The organism is Dechloromonas sp. ZY10 (genome assembly GCF_041378895.1).
Lineage (GTDB): Bacteria > Pseudomonadota > Gammaproteobacteria > Burkholderiales > Rhodocyclaceae > Azonexus > Azonexus aquae.
The window spans coordinates 221,390-234,861 of sequence record NZ_CP144212.1 but is presented as its reverse complement, the minus strand read 5'-3'; the positions used below and the strand labels follow the sequence as shown (position 1 = coordinate 234,861).

Annotated in this window: 11 protein-coding genes; 7 read left to right on the top strand and 4 right to left on the bottom strand. The window is 64.2% G+C overall.

The genetic code is table 11. The annotated features are described in order from the left end of the window. Window positions 1-58 precede the first annotated feature (58 nt). The 3 genes from aceE to lpdA are packed head-to-tail and all read left to right on the top strand — an operon-like array spanning window position 59 to window position 6,175. Entirely contained in the window at window positions 59-2,740 is a 2,682-nt protein-coding gene (aceE, locus tag VX159_RS01150; RefSeq protein ID WP_371324164.1) for a pyruvate dehydrogenase (acetyl-transferring), homodimeric type, read from the top strand. Window positions 2,741-2,755: 15 nt separating this feature from the next. Next, the gene (gene aceF / locus VX159_RS01145; protein WP_371324163.1) at window positions 2,756-4,387 is read left to right on the top strand and encodes a dihydrolipoyllysine-residue acetyltransferase; all 1,632 of its coding nucleotides are present in this window, start codon (window positions 2,756-2,758) and stop codon (window positions 4,385-4,387) included. A gap of 18 nt (window positions 4,388-4,405) precedes the next feature. Next, window positions 4,406-6,175 (top strand): dihydrolipoyl dehydrogenase, encoded by a 1,770-nt coding sequence (lpdA, locus tag VX159_RS01140; RefSeq protein ID WP_371324162.1) that lies wholly within the window; start codon window positions 4,406-4,408, stop codon window positions 6,173-6,175. Between the two features lie 95 nt (window positions 6,176-6,270). On the opposite strand, the gene VX159_RS01135 is transcribed toward lpdA, so the two are convergent. Then, window positions 6,271-7,185, bottom strand: a complete 915-nt coding sequence (locus tag VX159_RS01135) for a LysR family transcriptional regulator (protein ID WP_371324161.1) — start codon at window positions 7,183-7,185, stop codon at window positions 6,271-6,273. A gap of 284 nt (window positions 7,186-7,469) precedes the next feature. Between VX159_RS01135 and nfsB the strand changes: the two genes are divergently transcribed. Both nfsB and VX159_RS01125 read left to right on the top strand, forming a co-directional pair. After that, window positions 7,470-8,123: an oxygen-insensitive NAD(P)H nitroreductase gene (gene nfsB / locus VX159_RS01130; RefSeq protein WP_371324160.1), complete on the top strand. Its 654-nt coding sequence runs from the start codon at window positions 7,470-7,472 to the stop codon at window positions 8,121-8,123. A gap of 56 nt (window positions 8,124-8,179) precedes the next feature. Beyond that, complete coding sequence (locus VX159_RS01125) at window positions 8,180-9,289, top strand: L-dopachrome tautomerase-related protein (RefSeq protein ID WP_371324159.1); 1,110 nt, start codon at window positions 8,180-8,182, stop codon at window positions 9,287-9,289. 40 nt (window positions 9,290-9,329) lie between these two features. Here VX159_RS01125 and VX159_RS01120 read toward each other — a convergent pair whose 3' ends face one another. After that, the gene (locus tag VX159_RS01120) at window positions 9,330-10,262 is read right to left on the bottom strand and encodes a LysR family transcriptional regulator (RefSeq protein WP_371324158.1); all 933 of its coding nucleotides are present in this window, start codon (window positions 10,260-10,262) and stop codon (window positions 9,330-9,332) included. 108 nt (window positions 10,263-10,370) lie between these two features. Between VX159_RS01120 and VX159_RS01115 the strand changes: the two genes are divergently transcribed. Continuing rightward, on the top strand, window positions 10,371-11,303 hold the full coding sequence (locus tag VX159_RS01115) for a DMT family transporter (protein WP_371324157.1): 933 nt from the start codon (window positions 10,371-10,373) through the stop codon (window positions 11,301-11,303). A 101-nt stretch (window positions 11,304-11,404) separates the two neighbouring features. Here VX159_RS01115 and VX159_RS01110 read toward each other — a convergent pair whose 3' ends face one another. Then, window positions 11,405-12,193 carry a glycosyltransferase family 2 protein gene (locus VX159_RS01110; protein ID WP_371324156.1) on the bottom strand — a complete coding sequence of 263 codons (789 nt, stop codon included), beginning with the start codon at window positions 12,191-12,193 and terminating at the stop codon, window positions 11,405-11,407. Between the two features lie 41 nt (window positions 12,194-12,234). Here VX159_RS01110 and waaC point away from each other — a divergent pair, with 41 nt between their 5' ends. Then, window positions 12,235-13,185 (top strand): lipopolysaccharide heptosyltransferase I, encoded by a 951-nt coding sequence (waaC, locus tag VX159_RS01105; RefSeq protein WP_371324155.1) that lies wholly within the window; start codon window positions 12,235-12,237, stop codon window positions 13,183-13,185. Window positions 13,186-13,248: 63 nt separating this feature from the next. Here waaC and VX159_RS01100 read toward each other — a convergent pair whose 3' ends face one another. Then, window positions 13,249-13,443, bottom strand: coding sequence for a hypothetical protein (locus VX159_RS01100; RefSeq protein ID WP_371324154.1), 195 nt, complete (start codon window positions 13,441-13,443; stop codon window positions 13,249-13,251). Between the last annotated feature and the right edge of the window lie 29 nt (window positions 13,444-13,472).

Below are 13,472 nucleotides of genomic sequence, written 5' to 3'. Positions count from 1 at the left end.
TTAGAGTTGTCGCGCCCACCCGGCACGACATAAGAGCAACCATCGTAGGAGACGAACCATGGCCGACCAGCCGAACGCACTGCCCGATCCGCAGGATGTCGACCCGCAGGAAACCCGTGAATGGATTGAAGCGCTGGAAGGCGTGATCACCCAGGAAGGCGCCGAACGCGCTCACTACCTGATCGAAAAACTGATCAGCCAGGCCCGCGAAGACGGCATCGACATCCCCTATTCGGCCAATACCGAATACATCAACACCATTCCCGCCGACCAGCAGCCCAAGTACCCGGGCAACCCGGACATGGAGATCAAGATTCACTCCTACATCCGCTGGAACGCCATGGCCATGGTCGTCCGCGCCAACAAGCACACCAACGTCGGCGGCCACATTGCCTCCTTCGCCTCCGCCGCTGCCCTCTACGACGTCGGCTTTTCGCATTTCTGGAAGAGCATCGACCATGAAACCGGTGGCGACCTGATCTTCTTCCAGGGCCACTCCGTGCCGGGCGTTTACTCCCGCGCCTTCATGCTGGGCCGCCTGACCGAAGAGCAGATGGACAACTTCCGCCAGGAAACCGACGGCAAAGGCATCTCCTCCTACCCGCATCCGTGGCTGATGCCAGACTTCTGGCAATTCCCGACGGTATCAATGGGCCTCGGCCCGATCCAGGCGATCTATCAGGCCCGCTTCATGAAGTACCTGGCGTCGCGCGGCCTGATCGATGCCGCCAAGGCCGAACAGCGCAAGGTCTGGGCCTTCCTCGGCGACGGCGAGACCGACGAGGTCGAATCGCTCGGCGCCATCGGCATGGCCGGGCGTGAAAAGCTCGACAACCTGATCTTCGTGATCAACTGCAACCTGCAGCGCCTCGACGGCCCGGTGCGCGGCAACGGCAAGATCATCCAGGAACTCGAATCGGAATTCCGCGGTGCCGGCTGGAACGTGATCAAGCTGATCTGGGGCACCCACTGGGATGCACTGTTTGCCCGCGACAAGAGCGGCATCCTGAAAAAGCGGATGATGGAACTGTGCGACGGCGAGTACCAGACCTTCAAGGCCAAGAACGGCGCCTACGTCCGCGAACATTTCTTCAATACGCCGGAACTGAAGGCGCTGGTCGCCGACTGGACCGACGACGAAGTGTGGCAGCTGAATCGTGGCGGCCACGACATCTTCAAGATCTTCGCTGCCTACAACGCTGCTGTCACCCACAAGGGCGCACCGACCCTGATCCTGGCCAAGACCATCAAGGGCTTCGGCATGGGCCAGGCCGGCGAAGCGATGAACATTTCCCACCAGCAGAAGAAGATGGACAAGGAGCAAATCGGCCGCTTCCGCGACCGCTTCGGCCTGCCGGTGCCGGATGACCAACTCGAAGAACTGCCTTACCTCAAGTTTGCCGAGGACAGTCCGGAATACCAGTACATGCGCGATCGTCGCCTGGCACTGGGCGGCTTCCTGCCGAAGCGTCGCCAGAAGGCCGAGCCGCTGGCCATTCCGAGCCTCGACAAATTCGATGCCCTGCTCAAGGCCTCCGGCGAAGGCCGCGAACTGTCCACGACCATGGCCATCGTCCGCATCATGAACATGCTGCTGAAGGACAAGCAGGTCGGTCGCAACGTCGTGCCTATCGTGCCGGACGAATCCCGCACCTTCGGCATGGAAGGCATGTTCCGCGCCGTCGGGATCTGGAACCAGCAAGGCCAGAACTACGTGCCGGAAGATCATGACCAGCTGATGTTCTACAAGGAGTCCAAGGACGGCCAGGTGCTGCAGGAAGGCATCAATGAATCCGGCGCGATGAGCGACTGGATCGCCGCCGCCACCTCGTACTCGGTGCATGGCGTGCAGACCATCCCCTTCTATATCTGCTACTCGATGTTCGGTATGCAGCGCGTGCTCGACTTGTGCTGGGCGGCTGGTGACCAACGCGCCCGTGGTTTCCTGATTGGCGGCACCGCCGGTCGCACCACGCTGAACGGCGAAGGTCTGCAGCACGAAGACGGTCACAGCCTGATCCTCTCCAACCTGATCCCGAACTGCGTCTCCTACGATCCGACCTTCCAGTACGAAGTCGCTGTCATCACCCAGGACGGCCTGCGCCGCATGCATGTCGAGCAGGAAGACGTGTTCTATTACCTGACGGTGATGAACGAAAACTACGAGCACCCGGAAATGCCGGCCGGTGCCGAAGCCGACATCATCAAGGGGATGTACTCGTTCAAGAAGGGCGGCGCCGGCGACCTGCGCGTGCAGTTGCTCGGCTCGGGCACCATCTTCCGCGAAGTCATTGCCGCCGCCGACCTGCTCAAGGCCGACTGGGGCGTCGAAGCCGACATCTGGGGTTGCCCGTCCTTCAACGAACTGGCCCGCGACGGCCAGGACACCGCCCGCTGGAACATGCTGCACCCGCTCGAAGCACCGAAGCTGTCGCACGTCGAGCAAAAGCTCGCCGGCAGCGAAGGCCCGGTGGTTGCCGCGACCGACTACATCAAGCTGTTCGCCGAGCAGATCCGTCCCTTCGTCAAGGGCAGCTACGTCACGCTGGGCACCGATGGCTTCGGTCGTTCCGACACCCGCGAGAAGCTGCGTCACCACTTCGAGGTCGATCGCCACTGGGTCACCCTGGCTGCCCTGAAGGCGCTGGCTGACGAAGGCAAGATCGAGCGCGAAAAGGTTGCCGCCGCACTGGTCAAGTACAACCTGGATCCGGCCAAGCCGAATCCGATGTCGGTTTAAGGGAAGGAGACCAACATGAGCCAAATCATCGAAGTCAAAGTCCCGGACATTGGCGATTTCGACAGCGTGCCAGTCATCGACCTGTTCGTGAAAGTCGGCGACAGCATCAAGGTTGACGACGCCATCGCCACCCTCGAATCCGACAAGGCCACCATGGATGTGCCAAGCACGGTCGCCGGCACGGTCACCGAAGTGCTGGTGCAACTCGGCTCCAAAGTCAGCGAAGGTGCACTGCTGATCAAGGTCGACACCGGCGCCGCCGGTGCCGTGGCCGCGCCTGCCGCTGCACCCGCCGCCGCCCCGGCCCCCGCTCCGGCTGCTGCACCGGCTCCGGCCGCCCCCGCAGCAGCTGGCGCACTGGTTGAAGTCAAGGTGCCGGATATCGGCGACTTTACCGACGTGCCGGTGATCGACCTGTTCGTCAAGGTCGGCGACACGATCAAGGTGGATGACGCCATCGCCACCCTCGAATCCGACAAGGCCACCATGGATGTGCCGAGCACCGTGGCCGGCACGGTCAAGGAAGTGCTCGTTCAGCTGGGTTCCAAGGTCAGCGAAGGCGCGCTGCTGATCAAGGTCGAAACCGGTACCGGCGCACCTGCCGCAGTAGCCGCGCCAGCCCCCGCAGCCGCTCCGGTTTCTGCCCCGGTCGCTGCGTCGACCGTGGCAGCTGCTCCGGCCGCCCCTGCCGCCCTCGCTCCGGCCCTGCCGATCGGCGCCAAGGTCCACGCGTCGCCGTCGGTCCGTGCCTATGCCCGCGAACTGGGTGTCGATCTGTCCAAAGTGCCGGCGACCGGTCCCAAGGGCCGCATCGTCAAGGAAGACCTGACCAAGTACGTCAAGGGCGTGATGTCCGGTACCATTTCCGGCCCGGTCGCCACGGCTTCGGGCGGTATCACCGGCGGCGGCGTGCTCGATCTGCTCCCCTGGCCGAAGGTCGATTTCGCCAAGTTCGGCGAAATCGAGGTCAAGCCGCTGTCGCGGATCAAGAAGATTTCCGGCCAGAACCTCTCCCGCAACTGGGTGATGATCCCGGCCGTGACCTATCACGAAGACGCCGACATCACCGATCTGGAAGCCTTCCGCGTGCAGCTGAACAAGGAAAATGAAAAGGGTGGTGGCGCCAAGCTGACCATGCTCGCTTTCCTGGTCAAGGCCTGCGTCAAGGCATTGCAGAAGTTCCCGGAGTTCAACGCTTCGCTCGACGGCGACAACCTGGTGCTGAAGAAGTACTTCAACATCGGTTTCGCGGCCGACACCCCGAACGGCTTGGTCGTACCGGTGATCAAGAATGCCGACAAGAAGTCAGTCTTCGAGATCGCCCAGGAATCCGGCGACCTGGCCAAGCAGGCGCGTGACGGCAAGCTCAAACCGGCTGACATGTCCGGCGCCTGTTTCACGATTTCTTCGCTCGGCGGCATCGGCGGCACCTACTTCGCGCCGATTGTGAACGCTCCGGAAGTGGCAATCCTCGGCGTTAACAAGTCGGCCATGAAGCCGGTCTGGGACGGCAAGCAGTTTGTGCCGCGCCTGACCCTGCCGCTGTCGCTGACCGCCGACCACCGCGTGATCGACGGCGCGCTGGCGACCCGCTTCAACGTCTATGTCGCGCAGTTGCTGGCCGACTTCCGTCGCGTCGCGCTGTAATCCGGGAAGGAGATCAAGATGAGTCTCGTAGAAGTCAAAGTCCCGGATATCGGCGATTTTTCCGACGTGCCGGTGATCGACCTGTTCGTCAAGGTTGGCGACACGATCAAGGTTGACGATGCGATTGCCACGCTGGAGTCCGACAAAGCCACCATGGACGTACCTTCCACGGTCAACGGCGTGGTCAAGGAAGTTTTGGTCCAGCTGGGTTCGCGCGTCAGCGAAGGCGCCCTGCTGATCAAGGTCGAGGCCGGCGCCAGCGCCGCCGCTGCAGCACCTGCCGCGCAAGCCGCAGCGGCCCCGGCGGCGGCCCCCGTGGCAGCGCCGACGGCCGCCAGCCATGCCGGCGGTGCCGACATCGAGTGCGACATGCTCGTGCTCGGCGCCGGCCCCGGCGGCTACTCGGCGGCCTTCCGTTCGGCCGACCTCGGCTTGAAGACGGTCATCGTCGAGCGTTACGCCACGCTCGGCGGCGTCTGCCTGAACGTCGGCTGCATCCCGTCCAAAGCCCTGCTGCATGTCGCTGAAATCATCGACGAAGCCAGTCATGCCAATGACCTGGGTGTCACCTTCGCGGCACCGCAAGTCGATATCGACAAGCTGCGCGCTCACAAGGAAAAGGTCGTCGGCAAGCTGACCGGCGGTCTGGCCGGTATGGCCAAGGGCCGCAAGGTCGAGGTCGTGCGCGGCTACGGTGCTTTCATCGACCCGAACCACATCGAGGTCGAGGTGACCGACGGTGCCGGCCAGGACAAGACCGGCGCCAAGAAGATCGTGAAGTTCAAGCAGTGCATCATCGCGGCCGGTTCGGCCGCCGTGCATCTGCCCTTCATCCCGCGCGACCCGCGCATCGTTGACTCCACGGGCGCCCTCGAACTGCGCTTCGTGCCGGAAAAAATGCTCGTCATCGGCGGCGGCATCATCGGTCTGGAAATGGCCACCGTCTATTCGACGCTGGGCGCCAAGGTCGATGTCGTTGAAATGGCCGATGCCCTGATGCAAGGCCCGGACCGCGACGCCGTCAAGGTTTGGGAAAAGCAGAACCTGCACCGCTTCGACAAGATCATGCTGAAGACCAAGACCGTGGCGGTCGACGCCAAGGACGACGGCCTGTACGTCAAGTTCGAAGGTGAAGGCGCCCCGACCGAGCCGGTCAAGTACGACATGATCCTGCAAGCCGCCGGTCGTGCGCCGAACGGCAAGAAGATCGCCGCCGAGAAGGCCGGCGTCATCGTCACCGACCGCGGCTTCATTCCGGTCGATACCCAGATGCGCACCAATGTCCCGCACATCTTCGCCATCGGCGATCTGGTCGGTCAGCCCATGCTCGCCCACAAGGCCGTGCATGAAGCCCACGTTGCCGCCGAAGTCGCCGCCGGCCACAAGGCCGCCTTCGACGCGCAGGTGATTCCGGGCGTGGCCTACACCCATCCGGAAGTGGCGTGGGTCGGCTACACCGAAGATCAGGCCAAGAAGGAAGGGCGCAAGATCGAAACCGCCAAGTTCCCGTGGGCGGCCTCCGGTCGTGCCATCGCCAACGGTGCCGACTACGGCTTCACCAAGCTGATCTTCGATGCCGAAACGCACCGCGTGATCGGCGGCGCCATCGTCGGTCCGTCGGCCGGCGACATGATCGGCGAAGTCTGCCTGGCCATCGAAATGGGTTGCGATGCGGTCGACATCGGCAAGACCATTCACCCGCACCCGACGCTGGGCGAGACGGTTGGCATGGCCGCCGAAGTCGCGCACGGCTCCTGCACGGACGTTCCGCCGCCGCGCAAGAAATAAAGCTTTCAAGAACCTCTGCGGTACGCCAAGGCCCCCTTGGCGTTCGGTTTGGGCGACGGCTAATCCCCGTCGCCTTTTTTTGTCCACCGTCGCCGTTAATCCAGCGCCAGCCCGGCCAGTCGGGAAGCGCAGCGTTCTCCGAGGAAATGCCGCAAGGCCTGCACCAGCGGGCTGATCTGCCGCCGCTCGGCACACACCAGATGCAAGGGCGAGGCCTCAGCCTGCCACTCCGGACACAAGCGCAGCAAACGCCCGGATTGCAAATCGGCCGCCACATCCAGCGCCGACTTGCAGGCAATGCCATGCCCCGCCAAGGCCCAACGCCGCACCGCATCACCGTCGTCGGCCACCCGGTCGCCCTTGACCTGAACGGAGACCAGTTTCCCGCCACGGGAGAACTGCCAGCGATCATGCACGCTGTCGGCCAGGGTAAAACAGAGGCAGTTATGCTCGACCAGCGCTTGCGGCTCCGCCGGTGTTCCGGCTCGTGCCAGATAGGATGGTGCCGCACAGAGAATGCGCCGATTGCCGGCTGCGACCGGCAGGGCAACCAAGCTGGAATCGGGCAGGGCGCCGTAGCGCAAGGCCAGATCGACATGCTGCCGATAGATGTCGGTCGGACGGTCGGATAACTGCAAACGCAACTGAATTTTCGGATGCAGCAACTGAAACTCGTCGAGCCAGTCGAGCAGGATGTTGCGCCCAAGGTCGGAAGGAACCGACAACTGCAGCACTCCGCACATCGCTGCGGGATCCGACAACGCCGCATCGCGGCCATCGACCAAGAGTTGCAAAGCCTGCCGGCAAGGCTCAAGAAATACCTGCCCAGCTGCGGTCAGGCGCAGGCTGCGAGTGGTGCGCAAGAACAAAGCAGCCGCGACTTCATCCTCAAGGCGCTTGACCGCCAGGCTGGCTGCCGCCGGACTCATATCGAGACGACGGGCAGCCGCCGACAGGCTACCGGTATCGGCAGCCAGAACGAATACTTCCATGTCCCGCAACATACGCATCGCGACATGCTAAGGGCCTGCCTTAGGATTTTCAATAATTTGTTGAAAGTAAATATCAATTCAACCGGTTTTTAATTAACTGACCAGGGCGCATCATGCGCTGGTCACCTCGCGACCGGAAAAGCAGCCCCTCTCTCCGCTGCTCTTCGCCCCCCCCGTGCTGATGCCGCAAAGCGAACACTCCAGCCCCCACCAGGCTCCACGTCTTACGGCACTCAGAGCAAAAAACAGGCAGTGACGCCGATTAAGCGATTGATTGCCAAACTAATCCAGGAGAACCGACCATGAATATCGTCGAGCACGCCAAGAGTCGCCATACCACCAAAGCCTTTGCTCCCGAGAGCAAGATACCTGCCGGGACTTTCGCGCAGTTTTGCACCCTGCTGCGCCACTCGCCCTCCTCGGTGAACTCCCAGCCCTGGCATTTTGTCGTGGCCAGCACCGACGCAAGCAAGGCACGCATCGCCCAAGCGACCGAAACGGGCTATGCCTATAACGCAGCCAAGATCAGGAACGCTTCGCATGTGATTGTCTTCTGCGCCCGCACCAGCTTCGACGCAAACCACCTCGCCGACCTGCTGGCCCAGGAAGAGCGCGATGGGCGCTTTGCGACACCGGAGGCCCAAGCCGGCCAGAACAGCGCCCGCAGTTTTTATGTGGACCTGCACCGCTACGATGCCAAAGACCTGCAGCACTGGATGGAGAAGCAGGTCTACCTCGCTCTCGGCAGCGCCCTGCTTGGTGCCTCGGGGCTTGGCATCGACGCCTGCCCGATGGAGGGCTTCGACGCCTGCCGCCTTGACGAGGAACTCGGCCTGCGCGCCCGAGGCCTGACCAGTGTTGTCATCCTCTCGCTCGGCTACCGCAGCGAGGAGGACTTCAACGCCAGACTGCCCAAGTCCCGCCTGCCGGAGGACAAGGTCTTCACCATGCTCTGAGCAGCAGACCGCCTTTCCCCATTCCTCATTACCCCAAGCAACACGATCAAACGACCATGATTACAGACCAACAACCCACTCTGCGCACGCCTTGCCGCCTGCTCGCCGCCGTCCTGCTGGGCGCGGCGCAGCTAGCCTGGGCAGCATCACCCGCCATCGGCACCCTCGAAGAAGTTGCCACCCTTCCCATCCGCCCCGGCAATGTCACCGCGACCCGTAGCGGCCGCATTTTTGCCACCGTGCATCCACTCGATCTGCCCGCCGGCCTGCAGTTGATCGAAATAGGCGGTCCCTCTGCCTACCGCCCATGGCCCGACGCCAGCCTGCAGAGTCCACCACACAGCCAGAGTGACGAGCGCCTCGACACCCCGCTTGGCATCGCCCAGGATCAAGCTGGCCGCCTGTGGGTTACCGACATGGGCCTCAATCTCGGCAAAACTCGGATCTGGGGCTTTGACATTGCCAGCGGCAAGCTGCTGCACAAGATTGAACTGCCTGCCGCAGTCGCCCCGCCAGGAGCTTTCGTCCAGGATCTCGCGGTCGACGCCGAAAAAGGCTGGATTTACCTGGCCGACATCGCACCGCCGGGGCTGCTCGCGGTCGAGATTGCGACCGGCAAGGCACGCCGCTTCGACGGACACGCCGCACTGCAAGCCGAACCTGGGGCGGCGATGCGGGTGGATGGACAAGCCACCCGGTTCGGCGGCCAGCCGGCCAGCGTCGGAGTCAATCCGCTCACCCTGTCACGCGATGGGGAGACGATCTATTTCGGCGCCATGAACGGAACCCACTGGTACAGCGTGCCCAGCCAACTGCTGCGCGAGGGCACACCGGCACAAATCGCCGCCGAAATCCGCAGCGTTGGTCGCAAACCGGTATCCGACGGTGCCGCTACCGACGATGCCGGCAACCATTTTTTCACCAACCTCAACGACCACGGAATCGACCGGCTCGATCCGCAGGGCCAACTCAGCCCGCTGATCCGCGACCCCCGCCTGCACTGGCCGGACAACGTGCAATTTGGTCCTGACTCCTGGCTCTATATCGCCGTCAACCAGTTGCACCTGACCCCGGCCTTTACCGGCGGCGCGGATCTCGGCCAGCCGCCATACCGGATCATGCGGGTATGGACCGGTACGCCGGGCAACCAGCGTTCACTGCGCTAAGCGCCATGGCAACAGGCGAACGGCGGCCGCCACGCCTCCTTCACCGCGCCGCCGCTCCCTGCCCCAGGCGGTCGGCTATCCCGAGCAGGAAATCAACCACCACGCGGACCCGTGGCGCGCGATAGCGGTCGGCGCTGTATACCAGCCAGTTGCTGCCCTGATAGCGGCCCAATAGCTGCCAGCCGGGCAGCACCGGCAGCAGCAGGCCCTTCGCCAGCGACTGGCGGGCGGTAAAGTCGGGCAGGCAGGCAATCCCGAAACCCGCCTCGGCGGCCTCCCGTCGCATTTCGCTGTGATTGCTGGCGTAGCGGCCGCGCACATTGACCAGCCGCCGCTCGTCGCCACTGACCAGGCACCACTCGTCGTCGCCCGGCTGCTCGGCCAGATGCAGGCAGCTATGCTGCGCCAGATCGGCTGGCTGCTGCGGCACCCCGGCCCGGGCCAGATAGGCGGGACTGGCGTAAAGCAGGGTACGCACCTCGATGAACGGACGGGCGACATAACCTGGTGGCGGATCGCCAAACCGCAGCGCAATGTCCACCCCGCCGGCAATGAAATCGACAGCGTGGTCGCTGACTGCCAGTTCCAGGTCAAGACCGGGATGAGCATCAAGCAGACGCGGCAGCTCGGGATGGATCAACTGCCGCAAGGCGGCCTTGGGAGCCGCGATCCGCACCCGCCCCTCGACACGACTGACATGACTGGCAGCACCGTCGCAGGCCGCACGCGCCGCATCGAGCATCGTCCGGGCATGGCGCAAAACCTCCTGCCCACCGGCGGTCAAGCGCAGCCGGCGGGTGCTGCGCTCCAGTACGGTCAGACCCAGCGCCGCCTCCAGCCGGGCGATCTGGCGACTGACCGCCGACGGGGTACTCCCTTGCAGGCGGGCTGCCGCCGTAAATGAGCCAGCCTCGCTCACCTGAACCAGAGCGGCCAGATCCGGCAACAGCGGCAACAATTCATTTGTTCTCATCGAGCACAAATCCTTTGCTTTAAACCAGGATTATCAATCAACAAGCCGGGATTCATACTAAGCAGGATCATTTTCTTCCATCGCCAACAACGGTTGCCGCTACTTTCCATGCTCGCTCTGCCGCCCGCCCTGTCTCTACCGCCTGCAGCCCTGCTGCTGCTTACTGCCACGATCTGGGGCAGCAGTTACAGTGTGGTCAAGACAGCCCTGGACTGGTACCCGGTCGCCGGGGTGATTGCCCTCCGCTTCCTGTTTGCCGCGCTGTTGCTCGCTCCCTACTGGCTGCGACTGCCGGCAGCACAGCAAAGAGCGACTCTGGCAGTCGCAGCCCCGACCAGTCTCGGGCTCTTGGCGATCTTTCTTGCCGAAACGGCGGGGGTAGCGCGGACCAGCGCGAGTAATGCCGCCTTTCTCGTCAGCCTCTGCCTGCTGCTGACGCCGGGCGTCGAATGGGCCTGGTTTGGTCGCCGCCCGGCCGCCAGGCTGTGGCTGGCGGCACTGCTCTCGCTGTTCGGCACCTGGTTACTGACCGGGCTCGCTGCCAACGGACTCAATCTCGGCGATGCACTGATGCTGCTGGCGGCCCTGATCCGCGCCGGCCAGACCTGCCTGACCACCCGCCTGCTGCGCGAGCGCACGGTCGACAGCCTCGGCCTGACCGCCGCCCAGGGTTTGCTGGTTGGCGGCGGGGCACTCGCCATCCTCGGGCTGGCCCCACCCGGTGGCAGCCTCCCTGCCTGGCCAACGGCCCCTGCTTTCTGGATAGCCATCGCCTACCTGACTTTGTTCTGCACGCTCTTTGCCTTCTGGGCGATGAACCGCGCGCTGGCCGCCAGCAGCCCGACCCAGGTCACCTTGCTGCTCGGCAGCGAACCGCTGTGGGGCGCTCTGTTCGCCGTTTTCTGGCTGGGCGAGCCGCTCGCCGCCAGCGGCTGGCTGGGCGGCCTGCTGTTGGCCGGAGCGGCCGTCTGGGTCAGCCTGCCGGAGCGGCCGCCAACGGACGCCCCGGCGGCGCTACCGGCCGAAGCCGGCGCCCGCTGAAAGACAGCGGCAAAATCAGGCGCCCTCAGCGCAGTTGGCCCCTATCCACGGTCAACCCACAAAAAGCCCGATTTTTCCGGGCGAGCGGCCGCACTCCTCGCCTAGTCCGGCTGGCGCAGCTCGCCGGTTTCCCTGGTGAGCGCCAGCTCGCGCATCTTGGCGTACTTGCAGAAGCTGTTGAAGCAGCCGATGGCGATGTGGATCAAGCCGGGCAAGCCGTCACGGAAGCCCTGGCGAAACAGGTAGAACTTGACGAAGCGGACCAGCGGGCTGAACACCAGACGCCCGGCGCTGGCCCGCTTGCCGGCGGCAACCGCCATTTCGGCGGCCAGGCTGGTGTAGCGGTTCTGTTTGGCGAGGTAGCTGGCCAGCGTCTCGGCCGAGTCGTGCAGCAGATCGCCGGGCAAAGTCCCGACCGGGCCACCGGCCAGCACCTTTTCATGCACGGCGTCGTCGGACCAGCGCGCCTGGCGGCGGTCGAAAAAGCGTAGCGACCAGTCCGGGTAACCTTCGCCATGGCGCAAGTAGCGGCCAAGAAAGCGGTTGCAGCGGGCAAAGCGGTAGGCATGCACGGTCGACGGCGAATTCAGCGCATTTTCCAGCGCCCGCCGCAGTTCCTCACTGACCCGCTCGTCGGCATCGAGGCAGAGCACCCAATCGTGGCAGGCGGCATCGACGGCAAACTGCTTTTGCCGGCCAAAACCCAGCCAGGCCTGCTCGATCACCCGCGCGCCGGCAGCGGCCGCAAGTTCGCGGGTACCGTCGGTGCTGCCCGAATCGACCACCACCACCTCATCGGCAAAGCCCACGCTGGCCAGACAATCGGCCAGTTGCGAAGCGGCATTCAGGGTAATGATCACGACCGACAGGGGCTGGCGAGTGGCGGGCATTTATAATCCGGGTTTCTGCAAAACGCCCATTTTAGCTGCCGATGCGCCTCCTGATCGTCAAAACCTCGTCGCTCGGCGATGTGATTCATTACCTGCCGGCGCTCAGCGACATCCGCCGCCATTTCCCGCAAGCCCGCATCGACTGGTGCGTCGAGGAAAGCTTCGCGGCGATCCCGCCGCTGCACCCGGCACTCGGCGAAATTGTTCCGGTCGCCCTGCGCCGCTGGCGCAAGCAACTGCTGCAAGGCAAGACCTGGAACGAAATCGGCGCCCTGCGCCAGCGCCTGCAGGCGGCCCGTTACGATCTGGTGATCGACAGCCAGGGTCTGCTCAAAAGCGCCCTGCTCGCCCGCCAGGTGGCAGCGCCGCATGCCGGTTACGACGCCGAGAGCATCCGCGAACCGCTGGCCAGCCGTCTTTACGAGCGCCGCTACCGGGTTTCCCGCGACTTGCACGCAGTCGTGCGCAACCGCCTGCTGACCGCTGCCGCCCTCGGCTACAACCTTGATTGCGGCCCCGATTACGGGATCACCGCCCCCGCCGCCGACTTTGCCTGGCGGCCGGAAGGTCCCTATGTCGTGCTGCTCTCGGCGACCAGTCGCGACGACAAGCTGTGGCCGGAAGACCACTGGATCGAACTCGGCCACGAGTTGCACCGGCAAGGCCTGCGCGCACTGCTGCCGGGCGGCAACCCGGTTGAACGCGAACGCGCGGCACGGCTGGCTGCGGCGATTCCGGAGGCGATCGCGGTGCCGCCGCAAGGCATCGGCGAACTTGCCGCACTATTGGCGGGCGCCCGCGCCGTAGTCGGTGTCGATACCGGATTGACCCATCTGGCGGTGGCGCTCGATACCCCGACGGTGGCGTTGTACACCGCCACTGATCCGGGCCTGACCGGCGTTTATGGCCGTGCCTTCTGCCGCAATCTGGGCGGCAAAGGCAAGACTCCAGCGGTCAAGGCGGTGCTGGGCGCCCTGGCCGAAGCCGGCTGAATTTCAGCAAAACAGTTGGGACACCGCCAGCCCCTGCTGGCACGGACGCAGGCCTCGGCCTGCTCAATCTTCTTTATCGTTGCTGCCGGCGACTGCGCGAACCCCGGCGGCCGTCACATCCACCGCCGTTTCGACGACAGTCGCCCCGACCTTGACCGTGGTTGCAGCCACCGTCACGGCGGCATCTGCGACCGCGATCACCGAGCAGCCGGAAAGCAAGGGCAACAGGCACAAAGCGGCATACAGACGATGCGACATGGCGGACGGGGAGATGGGGGAATGGAACT